Below are 16647 nucleotides of genomic sequence, written 5' to 3'. Positions count from 1 at the left end.
AATTATTTTTGGAGGAATTTTATTATCATTAGAATTATATTGTTTAAAATTTATTCAATTGTTTGAAAGTATGGCGTTTGGAAGCTGTTATACTAATGCATGGGAATATATAAAGACAGTACCTATTTTATTAGCATTGATAATAACAATCACTATTATTGCCTATGGTGTTATATTAATTAATAAATCAAAAACTGAAATTTAAGAATAAAAATAATTAATAATACTGTAGCCTGTAAATCTTGACTATATAAGCTTTAAACTATAAACTAATATGGTGATTGTAGAATTATATTAATTTAAGTAGGTGAAAAGATGACAACAAATGAAAAGAAATTTTTACCCATAAATAAAAAAGATATGGAAGAGAGAGGCTGGAAGCAATTAGATTTTATAATTGTTACAGCTGATGCTTATATAGATCATCATAGCTTTGGAACTGCTATTATTTCAAGAGTATTAGAAAAAGCAGGATATAAAGTTGGCATAATAGCACAACCCAAATGGAAGGAAATTGACGACTTTAAGAAATTAGGGAAACCTAAATATGCATTTTTGGTTAATGGTGGTAATATGGATTCTATGGTTAATCATTACACTGTTAGTAAAAAGCTTAGAGATAAGGATTTTTATTCTCCAGGTGGTGAAATGGGATTAAGACCAGATAGAGCTACAATAGTTTATTGTAATAAAATAAGAGAAGCGTATAAAGGCGTTAACATAGTTATAGGTGGTATAGAAGCAAGTTTAAGACGTTTTGCTCATTATGATTATTGGAGTGATAAAGTAAGAAAATCAATGCTTATTGACAGTGGTGCAGACTTACTTGTTTATGGAATGAGTGAAAAGCAAATGGTCAAAGTTGCAGAAAAATTAAGCTTAGGAATACTAGCTAAAGACATTCATGATATCCAAGGAACATGTTATGTTGTCGAACAAATAAATAATTTAAATGATTATATAGAAATTCCATCATATAAAGAAGTTTGTAATGATAAACTTAAATATGCAGATGCAAGCAGAGTACAATATCTAGAGCAGGATCCTGTAAGAGGAAAAATAATTGTACAAAAGCATGCCAATAAGTATTTAGTTCAAAATATACCTGAAATGCCATTAAATAGGGAAGAACTAGATAGCGTCTATGATCTTCCTTATATGAAAAATTATCATCCAATTTATGAAGGAATGGGTGGTATTTCAGCAATTGAAGAAGTGAAATTTAGTACAGTAAGTTCTAGAGGATGTTTTGGAAATTGCAATTTCTGTGCAATAACATTTCATCAAGGAAGAATAGTTCAAAGTAGAAGTAAAGAATCAATATTAAATGAAGTTGAAGAAATAACTAAATTACCTGATTTTAAAGGATACATACATGATGTTGGGGGACCAACAGCTAATTTTAGAAATCCAGCTTGTAGTAAACAGCTAACCTTAGGTGCATGTAAAGCTAAAGAATGTTTATATCCAAGTCCTTGTAAAAATATGGAGGTAGATCATAGTGAATATTTAGATTTACTTAGAGCTATTAGAAAAGTTCCGAAAGTAAAGAAAGCTTTTGTAAGATCAGGCCTTAGATATGATTACATAATGGCAGACAAAGACGATACATTTTTTAAAGAATTGGTTGAATATCATGTTAGCGGCAAGTTAAAAGTTGCACCAGAGCATGTTTCAAAAGGTACTTTAAGATATATGGGAAAACCATCAGGAAAGACATATGATAAATTTACAGAAAAATTTTATTCAATAAATAAAAAATTAGGTAAAAAACAATTTATAGTACCATATTTAATGTCAAGTCATCCAGGAAGTACACTTAAAAATGCAATTGAGTTAGCAGAATATTTAAGAGATATAAATTATCAACCAGAGCAAGTTCAAGACTTTTATCCAACGCCAGGAACGTTATCTACAACTATGTATTATACTGGTTTAGATCCATTAACTATGAAGGAAGTTTATGTTCCTAAAACTAAACATGACAAAGCTATGCAAAGGGCGTTACTTCAATATAAAAATCCAAAGTATTATACATTAGTATATGAAGCTTTAGTTGAGGCTGGAAGAGAAGATCTTATAGGAAATGGTAGTAAATGTTTAATAAGAGATAAAAGACAAACTAAAAAATTCCAAGAAGATAAAACTCGTAATGGAAATAGAGTGGGAAACAAAAGTAAAAGTTATGGTGATAAATCAAGTAAATTAAAAAAAGAAAAGAATGAAAGACAATCTAAAAAACAGACTGTTAAGCTAGGTAAAAGAAGCACTACTAGAAATAAGAGAAAATAGATATAGACAAATATTAGATAGCTTATATTTTATAAAACTTACGAATATATTGTCGATGAATTAATATAATATATTCGTAAGTTAAATTTGTAATAATTGAAATATAATGGTATTATGTAATTATATAGGAAACCGCTTACATGTTTAAAACGTTAGTTATAAATATATTAATAATACTATTTTTATTAGATAATTTTTATACAAATGCTTTAATGAATCAAATAATGCAAATTAAAAATTTAATTAAAGGTGGTAAATCATGAAGAGTAACAAGAGTATAAAAGCAAATTTAATTAAAAAACTATCATTGGGATTTGTACTGGTATTTGGCATAGCATTTTTAGGGACATTCTTTGTAGTTCAAAAGACTTTATCTGAAGTAAAGCTCTCTTGTATGAAAAAGATGATAAATGATGCTACAACTATAGTACAAGACAAAATAACTGGAAAAATTAATGTGGTAAAAACTATTGCCTGTGATGGTATTGTATCTAATATGGATTTTACAATTGATGAAAAAAGAGAGCTGTTAAGTAATTATCAAATGAATTTAAACATACGTTCTATAGGAATAGCAGGATTAGATGGTAAACTAGAATCAACTGATAATTATAAAGAAGATATTTCAGAAGTAGAATATTTTAAAAAAGCTCTTAATAATGAAATATATATAAGTTCTCCAACGATTATAGATGGAACCAATGAACAAATAGTATTTGTTGCAACACCATTAAAAAATGGACAAGATATAGTTGGAGTTATGACATGTACGTTTGACAGTGCGTTTTTATCAAGAGACATAAATAATTTAAAGTATTTAAGAATGACAGGAATGTCTTATATATTAGATGGTACAGGCACTATAATAGCATCTGAAACAACAGAAGATGTTATTAATGGTAAAAATATGATGAGTGAAGAAAAAAACAATCCTACATTAAAAGAAATTGCTTTAATTCATGAAAAGATGGTTAATGGTGAAAGTAACGTAGAAAAATACATGGAAGATGAAAAAAAATATATAGCTTACGCAAGTATTCCAGGAACACCAGGATGGTCCATAGCTTTAGAGGTAAATGCTACTGATGTTGATAGAGAAGAGTCTATTATAATAAGCTTATTCATCGGAGTAACTTTAGTAGGAATTTTAGTACTTGTAATTATAATATATATAATTGGTCAAGCTCTTGGAAAGAGACTGAAAAGATTAAAAGATGATATAGAAGTTTTAGAAAATGGAGTATTTAATAAAGAATTAGATGAAAAAGAATTAGTAAAAAATGATGAAATTGGTGAAATTAATAGATCATTAAAGAAAACTAAAGAATCAATTAGGGGAATACTTAAAGGCGTGAAGAATGATTTAATAATATTAAATGAACAATCTGATGTATTAGAAAACACATCAATGCAAATATCCTCTGGATCAGAAAATATAACAATATCAATGCATGAATCAGCAAAAGCTAATACAAGTCAAACAAATGAAATCATGAAAATTAATAATGAAATGAGGAATTTTGGAGAAAACATTGATTATATGAACAGCAATATAGATAAAGTAGCTGAAATTTCTTCTAATATAGAATCAAAACTTGTAGAAAGCAATAACACTATAAATGACTTAAATAATTCTTTAACTAACTTTGATGGGAGTTTTAGTAAGTTTAATGATGATATAGTAGTTATGAATAAGAAAATAGCATCAATTAAAGGTATAACATCTACTATAAATGAAATAGCAGAACAAACTAATCTTTTAGCATTAAATGCAGCAATTAAAGCAGCTCGTGCAGGCGAAGTTGGAAAAGGATTTAGTGTAGTAGCGGATGAAATAAGAAAGCTTGCAGAACAAAGTAAGGAATCTGTAAATCAAATTGGAAATATAATTGTTAATGTTCTTGAAGAATGTAATAATATGATACAATCAAGTACTGATATAAATTCAGAAGTTGATAATCAAAAAATAAGTATTAATAATACTATAAATTCATTTAATAATATTACAGATTTACTAAATGAAATCACACCTAAAATACAAGAAGTATCTAATATTTCTAATAACAATAATAAGAAAAAAGATATAATTTTAGAAGTTATAGAATCTGTAACTGCAATTTCAGAGGAACTAGCTGCAAGTACAGAAGAAGTTGATGCAACTGCTCAAGAGTTTAATGTTTCAAGTAAAGATATCAGTACTGTTTCAGAAAAATTAGCTCAATTAATAGAAGAATTAAATGAAGAAGTAAACAAATTTATAATATAAGATAATAAGGATAGCTACCCAAAATGATTAAATAAATTATTTTAGGTGGCTATTTTAGTACCTTAAAGAAATATAAATTTAAATTAAATGATGGAATAAATGAAGTTTTAGATATAATTTTAAATGGTATATTAAGAAAATAAATTTGTATAACAATGAATTAAAACATTAATAGTTAATAATAATAAATACAATGATATTTATAAATAGTGTAAATAAAAATACTGTTGACTATAAGTAAAAATAGGTAAATTTGCATAAATTTATATGATATAATTATACTAAAAGGGGATGAAAACTATGAAAATTGAATTTTGTCTTGCAGAAAGTGGAGAAATTATATTTACTAAAGAGTCTAGAGATTTAAAGGATATAATAGAGGTTATTACTAGAGTAGGAACTGAAATCAATTTAACCTTTAGTAAGGATGATTTCATTCATGGATATGTTCAAAATATTTTGTATCAAGCTAATGCAGAAGAAAATGATGAAAGCATTAGGATATATATTTCAAATGATTGCAAAAATTTTAAAAATACAGCAAGAATATCTGCAGAGCATTTAAGCAGTGTAAAACTTAAAAGTTAATTAGAAATGTTAATTAACTATAAAAAGCATTAAATTAAGGAGTGTACAATTTTGTTTTGAACACTCCTTAATTTTAATTAAAAATAATATTTTAATATCGGTAGTTATTAAATAAATAAAAGAATAGAGATTAAGGTAAAATGTGTATTTGTAAAAGTGATAGTTTACTTTAAAATTTATATAAAATGCGCTAAAAGACTTAAATTTATAAGAGGTTTTTTTATGTAATTAATATAATATTTATGTTATTATATCTATATTAGTTAAAATAATATTAATACTTATAAGGAGAAATCGTATGAAAAAATTAATTTCATGGAATGTAAATGGATTAAGAGCTTGTGTAAAAAAGGGCTTTGTAGATATTTTAAAGGAAAGTAATGCAGATATATTTTGTATTCAAGAAAGCAAACTTCAAGAAGGTCAAATAGAATTAGACTTAGAAGGGTATTATGATTATTGGAATTACGCTGAAAAAAAGGGGTATTCAGGAACTGCTATTTTTTCTAAAGAAAAACCTTTAAATGTTTCATTAGGAATCGGTATAGAGGAACATGATAAAGAAGGAAGGGTTATAACATTAGAATTTGAAAAATTTTATTTAGTTAATGTGTATACTCCTAATTCACAACAAAAATTAGCTAGAATAGATTATAGAATGAGTTGGGAAAATGAGTTTAGAAATTACTTAAATGAATTAAATAAAGCTAAGCCTGTTATAGTGTGTGGAGATTTAAATGTTGCTCATAAAGAAATAGATTTAAAAAATCCTAAGAATAATAGAAATAATGCTGGATTTAGTGATGAGGAAAGAGAAAAGTTTGGTGAACTTTTAAAATCAGGTTTTATAGATACATATAGATACTTTTATCCAGATAAAGAAGGGGTATATTCTTGGTGGTCTTATAGATTTAATGCGAGAGCTAACAATGCAGGATGGAGAATAGATTATTTTTTAGTTTCTAAAGATTTTGAAGATATGTTGGTAGATGCTAAAATACATACACAAATTGAAGGCTCTGATCATTGTCCTGTTGAATTAATAATAAAATAAATAATATTAATATGTAAGGAGATTTTTAAATTATGAAGGAACTTTTTAAAATAAAAGATTTAATATTTTACAAGGAAGATTTTTTAGATGACATAAGTGAATTTGAAGATATATTACCTATAATAAGAGAGTTTAGTGATAATCTTAATTATGAAAAAATAAAGGTAGCTGGTTCAAATGAATGTTGTGAAAAAACTAAAGAAAATTATTTCATTGAAATACATGGATATATAAACAAAGATGATGACTTTATAACAAAAGAAGAATTAGACAAAATGCCAATAGCTATTGATAGAAGTGAATTAGATTTATTTGTTATTAGAATTTATAAATGTACTAAGTGTAATAAATGGCTTATAGATATATTGGAATAACAGTGTATTTATAATTTCATATATTACAAATGAAGAGGTGAATAAATAAATGAGTTTATTAAATTATAAAAACAAATTAAATTATAAGGTATTATTATTTTTATTAATATTTTCTTTAAATATTATATTAAGTTTTAATTCAAATTTAGTTGCTTATGCTGATGAAAATGAAAAAATAGCAATTAATAGTCTAGTAATAGAAGAAGATGATTATGAAAAATCTATGAAAGGTATAGTAGAGCCATATCTTGACAGTAAAAGAACAGAAGGATATTTTAAAGTAAATGATGATATAAAAATTTATTATCAAAAATATAAAGTGGAAAATTCTAAAGGTACTATTGTAATTAGTCATGGATTTACAGAAACATTAGAAAAATATAAAGAAATGATTTATTATTTTTTAAATAAAGGCTATTCTGTTTATGGAATTGAACATAGAGGTCATGGACGTTCTGGTTCATTAGGCGTAGTTGATGAAAGTCAAGTTAATATAGAAGATTTCAACTTATATATTTCAGATTTCAAAGCATTTATAGATAATATTGTTAAACCTAGTCTTGGTGATGAAAAATTATTTTTATTTGCACACTCTATGGGTGGTGCAATTGGAACTAAATTTTTAGAAGAAAACCCAGGATATTTTGACGCTGCTATTTTAAGTGCACCAATGCTTGAAATCAATACTGGAAGTGTTCCTAGCTTTATAGCAAAATCTATATCTTGGATATGTACAACCTTACCATTTGGTTATAAATATGCACCTACACAAAAACCATACAGTAATGAATATAGTTTAGAGGATTCTTGTACAAGCTCTGAACCAAGATATAAGTATTATTATGATATACAATCTAATAACAAGGAGTTTCAAAGAGGTGGATCTTCTTTTAATTGGTTAAAATCATCTTTAGATATAACAGAAGAAATCACTAAAAAAGAAAATGCTTCAAAAGTAAAAATACCAGTATTATTATTTCAAGCTGAGAAAGATACTTATGTGAAGCCAAAAGGACAAAATGAATTTTCACAATATGCACCTAATTGTAAACTTGTATTAATGGCTGGAGCTAAACATGAAATATATAGAGAAAAAGATGGAATACTAAAGGCATATTTAAATCAAATATTTAATTTTTATAATGAGAATTTATCAAATAATTAATGAAAATATATAGTCAATACACCTAATTAAAATATTAATTTTAATTAGGTGTATTTTTATTTAGACACCAGATTAGGATACTTTGTATGATAAATTAAGTAATAAAAGCATTATATGATATAATTTTAGTATGTAAATAGGAGTGTTCTAAAAGGAGAATTAAATATGAAGAAAACAATAGGGATATTAGCTCATGTAGATGCAGGGAAAACAACTTTTGCTGAGCAAATACTTTATCATACAAAAAGCATAAGAACATTAGGACGAGTTGATCATAAAAATTCATTTTTAGATAAACATGATATAGAAAAACAAAGAGGAATCACAGTATTTTCTGATCAAGCTTTATTTAAATATAATGATAATGAGTATTATATTATAGATACTCCAGGACATGTGGATTTTTCAACAGAAATGGAAAGGTCAATAGAAATAATGGACTATGCAATACTTATAATAAGTGGAGTAGATGGAATTCAAGCTCACACTGAAACTGTATGGGAGCTTTTAAGAAAATATGACATACCAACCTTCTTTTTTATAAATAAAATTGACAGAGAAATTGTAAATATAGAAAATGTATTAAACGATATTGAGACTAAATTAACCAATAATTTATGCTTAATTGATAAAGCTTTAAATGGAGATAAGATGGATACAAAATTAGTAGAATTTATTGCTGAAAGAGATGAAAATTTATTAGAAATATACTTAGATAGTGATTATGATAAAAAATTATGGTTAAACTCTATGAAAAAACAAATTAAGGAAGGAATGATTTTTCCTTGTTTAAGTGGCTCAGCATTGTTAGATATGAATATAGATAATTTCATAGAAAAGTTAGATTTATTAACTTACACAAATTATGATGAGAGTGATGAAAATTTCAAGGGTAAGGTATACAAAATACGTTATGATGAAAAAGGAAGTAAAGTAACTTATATAAAAGCCTTAAGTGGAAGTATAAAAGTAAAAGATAACGTACTTAATACAGAAAATGAAATAGAATTTAATGAAAAAATAAATCAAATAAGAATATATAATGGTGATAAATTTACATTAGAAGACACTGTATATGCTGGAGATGTATTTGGTGTTGTTGGATTAACTAAATTTAAAATAGGTCATGGTATTGGAGAAGCAAATTTAAAGACTAATTATAATATAGTACCTACATTAAAATCGCAAGTTATATTTAATGAATCTGTTAATACTAAGGAAATACTTTCATATTTTAAAATTTTAGAAGAAGAAGATCCAGGATTAAATGTATTATGGGATGAGGAATTACAAACCATAAACATACATATCATGGGAAAAATACAGTTAGAAGTTTTAAAGGAATTAGTTAAAGAAAGATTTAAACTTGATATTGAATTTGGAGACTGCCAAGTTTTATATAAAGAGACTATAGGAAATAAAGTAAATGGATATGGACATTTTGAACCATTAAGACATTATGCTGAAGTACATTTACAATTAGAATATGGAGAAAGAAACAGTGGAATAATATTTGAAAGTAAATGTCATGTTGATAATTTAAGTATAGGTTATCAAAGATTAATTGAATCTCATATTTTTGAAAAAGAACATAAAGGAATTTTAACCGGTTCTAAAATATGTGATGTAAAAATAACATTGATTAATGGAAGATCTCATTTAAAACATACTAGTGGTGGTGATTTTAGAGAAGCAACATATAGAGCAATCAGACAAGGCTTAGAGCAAGGAAATAATATTTTGTTGGAACCGTATTATAAATTAAAAATAACTGTGGAGAATGAGTATGTTGGAAGAGTGTTATCAGATATTCAAAGACTATCAGGAAGTTTTATTGAACAAGAAACTTTAGAAAATAAAACAATAATTTTTGGTAGGGGTCCTGTTGCAACTTTTATGAATTATAGTATGGAACTAATATCTTTTACTAAAGGAAAAGGTATTATTGCTTTAAGTTTTGATGGGTATGATGAATGTCATAATAGTGATGAGGTTATAGAAAAATTAAAATATAAAAAAGAAAATGATAGAGAATATACATCAAGTTCAGTGTTTTGTTCTAAAGGTCAGGGTTATATAGTAAAGTGGAATGAAGTAGAGAAGCATATGCACTGTTTGCGGTAAAATTGTAATGCTATGAATTTTTGTTAGATTATATGATAAATATTAGATTAATTTAAATAAAAGAAGTAATTTAATATTTAAAGTCACTTTTAAGTATAGGAAACTTTATAAATGTATTATATAATAAGTTTATAAATACATAATAAATTATTGGAGGAACCATTATGAGAACTATTTATAAGAATCCATCGGAATTAGCAACATGCTTAAAGGATTTTGTTGATACATACTTAGAGGGATTATTAACTTATGAGAAGATGGAAAGTAAAATATCTAAAATATTAGTAGCAAATAATGTATATAAGAATGGATTTGTATCTGTTAAATTATCAAATGTACTTGGAGAAGAAAGAATGGAAATTATTGATAAGATATATAAAGATATGCAAACAATTTAAGAAATTAATTTAAAGCGGTACTAAGTGATTTAGTATCGCTTATTTTATTATATAGCTATTCATATATTAACACATGTTTAAAACATAACCTATTATATAAATACTTGTAAAAATTTTCTGGAAGATTTATTTAGAATTAGATATTACAAATTACACAATATAAGAATTGTATAAAAAACATTTGTATATAAATTATATTGACATAATTAAAATTTCTATGTATGATATAAATCATACTAAACCTATAGGAATAATAAACAAAGGATGGGGAATATGATGAACAGTACATTTTTAACAGATTTTTTAATGGTAACAAATTTTAAAACTATATTATTTATAGGAATTTTAATAGGAACGTTTTATTTAATAAAAGTTCTTGAGAGAAAAAAAGTGAATTTTTCTAAAAGAATGATTTTAGCAACTATTTTAGGATTGCTACTTGGAGGTGTGATACAAGTAGCAGCAGGATTACCAGAAACAACAGATAATATAACATGGATAGGTGAAGTTACAAAGTGGTATGGATTGTTTGGCTATGGATTTATGGATTTACTAAAGATGCTAGTTATTCCTTTAGTATTTCTTTCAATAATAAGAGTGATTATTAATATGAAAGAAGGCGAAAAATTAGGAAAACTTACATTTAGGTCATTATTTATTTTACTCGGTACAACTACAATTGCTGCTATAGTTGGAATTGTTATAGGAAATTTATTTAAATTAGGTGTAGGTTTTGGACCTATTCAAAATAATTCAGAAATGAAAGAAATAAGTTCTGTAGTTGATACTTTTAGAGGATTGCTTCCATCAAATCCAGTTAAAGCTATGGCAGATGCAAATGTTGTTGGAGTTGTTATTTTTGCAGGATTTATAGGAGCTGCAATGAATAGACTTAAAAAGAAATATTCTGATATAATAAAACCAGCTAAAGATTTAGTAGAAGCAGCATACAAAATTACTACAAGTGTAGCTATGACGGTAATTAAATTTATGCCTTATGCAGTAATAGCATTACTTGCAAATACAATTGCAGCAAGGGGAATACCAGCACTTATGAGCGTATTAGATTTCATAATAGCTTTATATGTTAGTATAGCTATAGTGTTTGTAATACATTTAGTGATAATAGCTCTTAATGGTTTGAATCCTATTAAGTATTTAAAAAATACAATGGAACCTTTAATATTGGCTTTTACTTCACGATCTAGTTTAGGTACATTACCTGTAACAATAGATACATTAACAGAAAAGGTTGGAGTAGATGACGGAATAGCAAGCTTTGTTGGAAGTTTAGGATCTAATGCAGGAATGAATGGATGTGCAGCTATATATCCAGCACTAATGGCAGTTACAATTGCTAATATGTCAGGAACACCAATGAATTTTAGCTTTTATGGAATGTTACTAGTAATAATAGTAATAAGTTCGCTTGGAATTGCAGGACTTCCAGGTACTGCTACTATGGCAGTGTCTGTAGTAATATCAGGTATGGGAATGGGAAATTATTTCTCATTAGCAGGTGGTATTCTTGCAATAGATCCAATTCTTGATATGGGTCGTACAATGCTTAATGTAAATGGAACAATGGTAACAGCTGTTACTGTTGCAAATAGTTTTGATAAAATAGATAAAGAAAAAATTATTAATAGTAAGTAAAAAGAATCCCCTTAGAATATACTGTATATTTTGAGGGGATTCTAATATGTAAAAATAATTATCTATTTAATGCTAAATTTTATGAATAATTAATAAATACATTTATTAAAAATGAAAGTATTGTCTTCAATATTGAAATTTTTTATGCAATAATTTATAATGAAAATCTAATTAGTAAATAAAATGAATGATAATATATCAAATAAATTAGCAACTCCATAGTTAAAACTTAAGATATATTATTTCACTAGAAAGAGGTGTAAAAATGGCGAAAAGAAACAGTAGAAACAATGATTTATTAAAAGAAACAAAAAGTACAACAACTCCTAAAGTCTATTCTTTATTGGTTAGCTTAGTTAATGAAGATAAAGAAGATTTAGCAGAAGATGTTTTAAAAATAGATTATTTATTAACATATACTAATAATTGTATTAAAGATAAAGATTTTAAAGAGGCAAAATATACATTGGAAATAATAGATAGAAGAATGGAAAATCTTAAAAATCAGAATGTAGATATAGAGCATTTAAATAATCTTTATGATAAATTAAATTCTCAAATAAAGAAATAGAAATATTTTACTTAAAAACAGAGCTAAAACAAGAAGCAAAGATTGTATAAATTTCTTTGCTTTTTGTTTTTTTAAATACATTAGATAAGTAGATTGTAAATTGAATCAATGATACGAATATAAGTTAAAATATTAACATAGTTAAAAGGAAAAAAATAAAAAATTTTAAAAATCATTGTACAAATTTTCAGAATTTTGTTATAATTAATTAAACATAGAAGAAAGTACCATAAGAAGTATATTTATAAGAGAAAAATATGTATAAATCAAGTGATTTAAAAATATTTTTCAATTTTATAAAAAATTACTTGAAATTTATGTTTAATATGGTAAAATCAAATTAATTAGGAATGTTATTAAATTAACAAGCTGTATATTCTCCAAAAATAAAATGGAGGTATTAAGGAGATGAAAAGTTTTAAGGTTCCAGCGCAAATATTGTATGAAGATAATGCTGTGCAACATTTAAGAGATCTTAAGTCAAAAGGAATATTTATAGTTACTGATAAAGTTATGTCCAAGCTTGGTGTAATCGATCCAGTAACAAGTATATTAAAAGAAAATGGAATAAATTATGAAGTATTTACAGAGGTAGAACCTGAACCAACAATGGAAGTAGTTACCCATGGATTTAAAAAATTTTTAGATTATGGTGCAGATACTATAATTGCTATAGGTGGAGGATCTGTAATTGATGCTTCAAAAGCTATGATTTATTTTTTAGATGTACTAAAGCAAAAATTGCCTTCTTCAAATCAAGAAAAACCATATTTTATAGCGATTCCTACTACAAGTGGAACTGGATCAGAAGTAACATCGTATGCAGTTATAACTGATGCATCAACACATACTAAAATACCACTAAAAAGTGATATTATGTACGCAGATGTTGCATTGTTAGATTGGAATTTTACAAAAAGTGTTCCACCTACAGTAACTGCTGATACAGCATTAGATGTATTAACTCATGCTCTTGAAGCATATGTATCAATAGGGGCATCAGAGTATACTGATGCATTAGCAAAAGAAGCAATTTCCACAATATTTGATTATGCAGAAAAAGCATTTAAAAATGGAATAGATCAAGAAGCAAGAATGAAAATTCATAATGCATCTTGTATGGCTGGAATAGCATTTGAAAATGCTGGACTTGGAATAAATCACAGTCTAGCTCATGCATTAGGTGCAACTTTTGGAATAACCCATGGTAGATCTAACGCAGTTCTTTTACCGTATGTTGTAGAATACAATTCATCATTATTTGATGAAAATGATTGCTATGATTTTAAGGCTGCTAAGAGATATACAGAGATAGCTAGGTTATTAGGATTACCACATACTGATTTTAAAGAAGGTGTAGTAATGTTTGGGAAAGCTTTAAAAGCTTTATTGCAATCTGTAAATATACCAATAAGAATAAAAGATTTTGGAATTGATGAAAGTTCATTTAAAGAAGCTTTGGATTCAATGTGTGGTAGAGCGATGCAGGATATTTGTACTGGCGGAAATCCAAGAACTGTTGATGAAAAAGGTTTAAGAGATGTTTTAATTAAAGCTTATAATGGAAATTAAAAAGGCATAATTTTTTTTGAAAATACTTGTTAAATAATTAACAGCAAAAAAAGTAATTACAATGCCATGTTAATTATCACAGAGTATTAATTAATAAAATCTGTATGATATAGTTGATTATTGTTATAAAAAGTATAAATAAATATACGATTATAACAAAATAGGTATTTTTCAAAAAAAATTATATAGAAAATTTTAAAAGTATTTGTAATTTTTTTAACAAAGTTTTGAATGTTTAATGTAAATATTAAATTATACAAATAAAGAGAATTTGATTAGCTGTTAATTTACAGTAATTCCTAGTTTAATAAAATATATATAACTTAAAATATTAAATTCATAGGAGGAGATTGATTGTGCAGGAGCAATTAATGAGAAATATTATATCTGAAGTTTTGAAAAATGTAGAAAATACAATTGATACGAATGAAAATAAAGAAGAATTAAAAAATATACAAAATTTTCAGAATAATAAGATTAGTTTTGAAAATGATATTCCTGAGTTTGTTGGAAGTGCAATTGGAGATACAGTAGGTCTTGTTATAGCAAATGTAAATGAGTTACTAATTAATAAGATGAATGTTTCTAAAAAATATAGATCTATTGGAATAATAGGAGCACGTACTGGTGCAAGTGCACAGATAATTTCTGCTGATGAGGCTGTAAAAGGAACTAATTCAGAAATTATAAAAGTTGAACTTGCAAGAGATACAAAAGGTAATGCAGGTCATGGAGTATTAATAGTTTTTGGAGCAGCTGATGTGTCAGATGTAAGACAAGCTGTAGAAATTACTCTAAATGATTTAAATAGAACATTTGGTAATCTATACATTAATGAATGTGGACATCTAGAAATTCAATATACTCCAAGAGCTAGTTACGCTTGCAATAAGGCTTTTGATGCACCTATAGGAACAGCATTTGGAGTTATAGTAGGAGCTCCAGCAGCAATAGGACTTCTAATGGCAGATAGTGCTTTAAAAGCATCAAATGTTGATATAATAGATCACTGGTCACCAGCTTATAAAACTAGCTATAGCAATGAATGTGTAACAACAATTTATGGTGATTCAGAAGCTGTTAAACAAGCTTTAATTACAGCAAGAGAATTAGGTACAAATATTTTATCTAAAATAGGAAGTACACCTATTTCACAAAGTACTCCTTACATTTAATTTTAGAATTTATTATTTTAAATTTGTATATAGTTTATTTTTAAATAAAAATTATTTAAGGGGGGTGGTTAAACTGGAGAGCTTTGCTTTAGGACTTATTGAAACAATTGGTCTTGTAGCTGGAATAGAAGCAGCTGATACTGCTGTGAAATCATCTAATGTAGAGGTCATAGGATATGAAAATTCAAAAGGTGGAACAGTTGTAGTTAAAATAAAGGGTGATGTTGGTGCTGTAAAAGCTGCAATTCAATCTGCATCTGCTTCAGCGGCTTTAGTTAATAAAGTAGTGTCTACATCTATTATACCTAGACCTAACTCTGAATTAAAAAATATTATATTTGCTAAGAACAAAGCTACTACATCCTTAGAAAGTAAAAAAAAAGTTAATAAAGTAGAAAATGAACATAAATCTAATGAGGAAATAAAAAGATTAAGTAATAAAAAAGATATTAAGACAGTTGAAGAAAAAAATATAATATGCAATTTATGTATGGACCCAATGTGTTCAAGAAAAAAAGGAGAACCTAGAATTTCTTGTATACATTTTAATGAAATAAAGAAATAAGAGGAGGATATTATTATGCATGATGCATTAGGAATGGTAGAAACAAAGGGATTAATAGGGGCTATAGAGGCAGCAGATGCTATGGTTAAAAGTGCTAACGTAATATTAGTAGGATATGAAAAAATAGGATCAGGACTAGTAACTGTAATGGTAAGGGGAGATGTGGGAGCTGTTAAAGCAGCAACAGATGCAGGAGCAGCAGCAGCACAAAAAGTAGGAGAAGTAGTATCAATACACGTAATTCCAAGACCACATATGGATACTGAAAAATTAATACCAAAAGTTGAAAATTAATAAATAAGATTAAGTTAAATAATATTATTAAGGAATTTGTTTTAAAAAATATATTCTGAATATTTGGAATATTGTTAATGATTGATTTTGATAGTGTAAAGTACGCTATGAAAAAATAACACAAAAAATAAAATAACTAGATAATGAATATAAGTTAAAATTAGTAAAAATACACTTAAATTTGAGTATTAGAAAAAGACCTCCGGCGCCGCAGGCAATGGAAAATATTTTAAATTTTATTTTTTAGATTTGTTTTCTTGCATATGCATAATGGTTTGTTGACCAAGGCTAATAAGAATCTGCCATTTAGCAGGCATATTATCAGCATTATTTAATTGACTAAGCTCATTTAATGGACGCCAGTAGTTGTATGGATGAGGACGTAAAAAGTTGTAGTAAGCAACCCAAAGAGAAAAACCATAAATAGCACCTTCATCACTTCCGTACCCACAAGTAACGCGGTAAGAAGCCTTGAAAGTCCTATTTAAGCGTTCTACAACTTGTTTAACCCAACGATATTCTTCAGATACTGGATCATCATTAGTAAGTCCTA

Annotated in this window: 16 protein-coding genes and 1 pseudogene; 16 read left to right on the top strand and 1 reads right to left on the bottom strand. The window is 26.6% G+C overall.

The genetic code is table 11. The features are described from left to right. The 16 genes from NG904_RS02970 to pduA all read left to right on the top strand — a co-directional run. On the top strand, positions 1-205 hold a 205-nt coding region (locus NG904_RS02970), incomplete at its 5' end, for a hypothetical protein (protein WP_286674278.1). Positions 206-315: 110 nt separating this feature from the next. Further along, entirely contained in the window at positions 316-2292 is a 1977-nt protein-coding gene (locus NG904_RS02965) for a YgiQ family radical SAM protein (protein ID WP_252229674.1), read from the top strand. Positions 2293-2432: 140 nt separating this feature from the next. Beyond that, entirely contained in the window at positions 2433-2555 is a 123-nt protein-coding gene (locus tag NG904_RS17245; protein WP_286673929.1) for a hypothetical protein, read from the top strand. Then, positions 2552-4558 (top strand): methyl-accepting chemotaxis protein, encoded by a 2007-nt coding sequence (locus NG904_RS02960; RefSeq protein ID WP_252229672.1) that lies wholly within the window; start codon positions 2552-2554, stop codon positions 4556-4558. Before NG904_RS17245 ends, NG904_RS02960 begins: the two co-directional genes overlap by 4 nt. Positions 4559-4858: 300 nt before the next feature. Next, a complete protein-coding gene (locus NG904_RS02955) occupies positions 4859-5146 on the top strand; it encodes a hypothetical protein (RefSeq protein WP_252229670.1) in 288 nt (95 codons plus the stop codon). A 298-nt stretch (positions 5147-5444) separates the two neighbouring features. Continuing rightward, positions 5445-6200 carry an exodeoxyribonuclease III gene (locus NG904_RS02950; protein ID WP_252229668.1) on the top strand — a complete coding sequence of 252 codons (756 nt, stop codon included), beginning with the start codon at positions 5445-5447 and terminating at the stop codon, positions 6198-6200. A gap of 32 nt (positions 6201-6232) precedes the next feature. After that, positions 6233-6574, top strand: coding sequence for a hypothetical protein (locus tag NG904_RS02945; RefSeq protein ID WP_012450725.1), 342 nt, complete (start codon positions 6233-6235; stop codon positions 6572-6574). Positions 6575-6623: 49 nt separating this feature from the next. Next, positions 6624-7739 carry an alpha/beta fold hydrolase gene (locus NG904_RS02940; RefSeq protein ID WP_252229666.1) on the top strand — a complete coding sequence of 372 codons (1116 nt, stop codon included), beginning with the start codon at positions 6624-6626 and terminating at the stop codon, positions 7737-7739. 165 nt (positions 7740-7904) lie between these two features. Continuing rightward, entirely contained in the window at positions 7905-9863 is a 1959-nt protein-coding gene (locus NG904_RS02935) for a GTP-binding protein (protein WP_252229664.1), read from the top strand. 164 nt (positions 9864-10027) lie between these two features. Further along, complete coding sequence (locus NG904_RS02930) at positions 10028-10261, top strand: TIGR04540 family protein (RefSeq protein WP_252212329.1); 234 nt, start codon at positions 10028-10030, stop codon at positions 10259-10261. A 276-nt stretch (positions 10262-10537) separates the two neighbouring features. Continuing rightward, complete coding sequence (locus NG904_RS02925; protein ID WP_252212427.1) at positions 10538-11917, top strand: cation:dicarboxylate symporter family transporter; 1380 nt, start codon at positions 10538-10540, stop codon at positions 11915-11917. A gap of 265 nt (positions 11918-12182) precedes the next feature. Next, positions 12183-12488: a hypothetical protein gene (locus NG904_RS02920; RefSeq protein ID WP_252212328.1), complete on the top strand. Its 306-nt coding sequence runs from the start codon at positions 12183-12185 to the stop codon at positions 12486-12488. Between the two features lie 408 nt (positions 12489-12896). Then, positions 12897-14060: a 1-propanol dehydrogenase PduQ gene (locus NG904_RS02915; RefSeq protein ID WP_252212327.1), complete on the top strand. Its 1164-nt coding sequence runs from the start codon at positions 12897-12899 to the stop codon at positions 14058-14060. Between the two features lie 356 nt (positions 14061-14416). Continuing rightward, positions 14417-15235: a propanediol utilization microcompartment protein PduB gene (gene pduB, locus NG904_RS02910; RefSeq protein ID WP_252229662.1), complete on the top strand. Its 819-nt coding sequence runs from the start codon at positions 14417-14419 to the stop codon at positions 15233-15235. Between the two features lie 64 nt (positions 15236-15299). Continuing rightward, entirely contained in the window at positions 15300-15800 is a 501-nt protein-coding gene (locus tag NG904_RS17240; RefSeq protein ID WP_353735853.1) for a BMC domain-containing protein, read from the top strand. 12 nt (positions 15801-15812) lie between these two features. Next, positions 15813-16094, top strand: coding sequence for a BMC domain-containing protein (pduA, locus tag NG904_RS02900; RefSeq protein ID WP_222629469.1), 282 nt, complete (start codon positions 15813-15815; stop codon positions 16092-16094). Between the two features lie 236 nt (positions 16095-16330). Here the strand turns inward: pduA and NG904_RS02895 are convergent. Continuing rightward, positions 16331-16647 (bottom strand): annotated as a pseudogene (locus NG904_RS02895) (transposase); the annotation flags it as partial.

The sequence above is a fragment of the Clostridium sp. ZBS15 genome (genome assembly GCF_023845705.1).
GTDB lineage: Bacteria > Bacillota > Clostridia > Clostridiales > Clostridiaceae > Clostridium > Clostridium aquiflavi.
This window is presented reverse-complemented; position numbering and strand designations above follow the sequence as displayed.

Bases quoted from the DNA above. Each gene is read 5' to 3' on its own strand.
- NG904_RS02965 (WP_252229674.1), top strand. From the start codon at position 316: ATGACAACAAATGAAAAGAAATTTTTACCCATAAATAAAAAAGATATG.
- NG904_RS17245 (WP_286673929.1), top strand. From the start codon at position 2,433: ATGTTTAAAACGTTAGTTATAAATATATTAATAATACTATTTTTATTA.
- NG904_RS02960 (WP_252229672.1), top strand. From the start codon at position 2,552: ATGAAGAGTAACAAGAGTATAAAAGCAAATTTAATTAAAAAACTATCA.
- NG904_RS02955 (WP_252229670.1), top strand. From the start codon at position 4,859: ATGAAAATTGAATTTTGTCTTGCAGAAAGTGGAGAAATTATATTTACT.
- NG904_RS02950 (WP_252229668.1), top strand. From the start codon at position 5,445: ATGAAAAAATTAATTTCATGGAATGTAAATGGATTAAGAGCTTGTGTA.
- NG904_RS02945 (WP_012450725.1), top strand. From the start codon at position 6,233: ATGAAGGAACTTTTTAAAATAAAAGATTTAATATTTTACAAGGAAGAT.
- NG904_RS02940 (WP_252229666.1), top strand. From the start codon at position 6,624: ATGAGTTTATTAAATTATAAAAACAAATTAAATTATAAGGTATTATTA.
- NG904_RS02935 (WP_252229664.1), top strand. From the start codon at position 7,905: ATGAAGAAAACAATAGGGATATTAGCTCATGTAGATGCAGGGAAAACA.
- NG904_RS02930 (WP_252212329.1), top strand. From the start codon at position 10,028: ATGAGAACTATTTATAAGAATCCATCGGAATTAGCAACATGCTTAAAG.
- NG904_RS02925 (WP_252212427.1), top strand. From the start codon at position 10,538: ATGAACAGTACATTTTTAACAGATTTTTTAATGGTAACAAATTTTAAA.
- NG904_RS02920 (WP_252212328.1), top strand. From the start codon at position 12,183: ATGGCGAAAAGAAACAGTAGAAACAATGATTTATTAAAAGAAACAAAA.
- NG904_RS02915 (WP_252212327.1), top strand. From the start codon at position 12,897: ATGAAAAGTTTTAAGGTTCCAGCGCAAATATTGTATGAAGATAATGCT.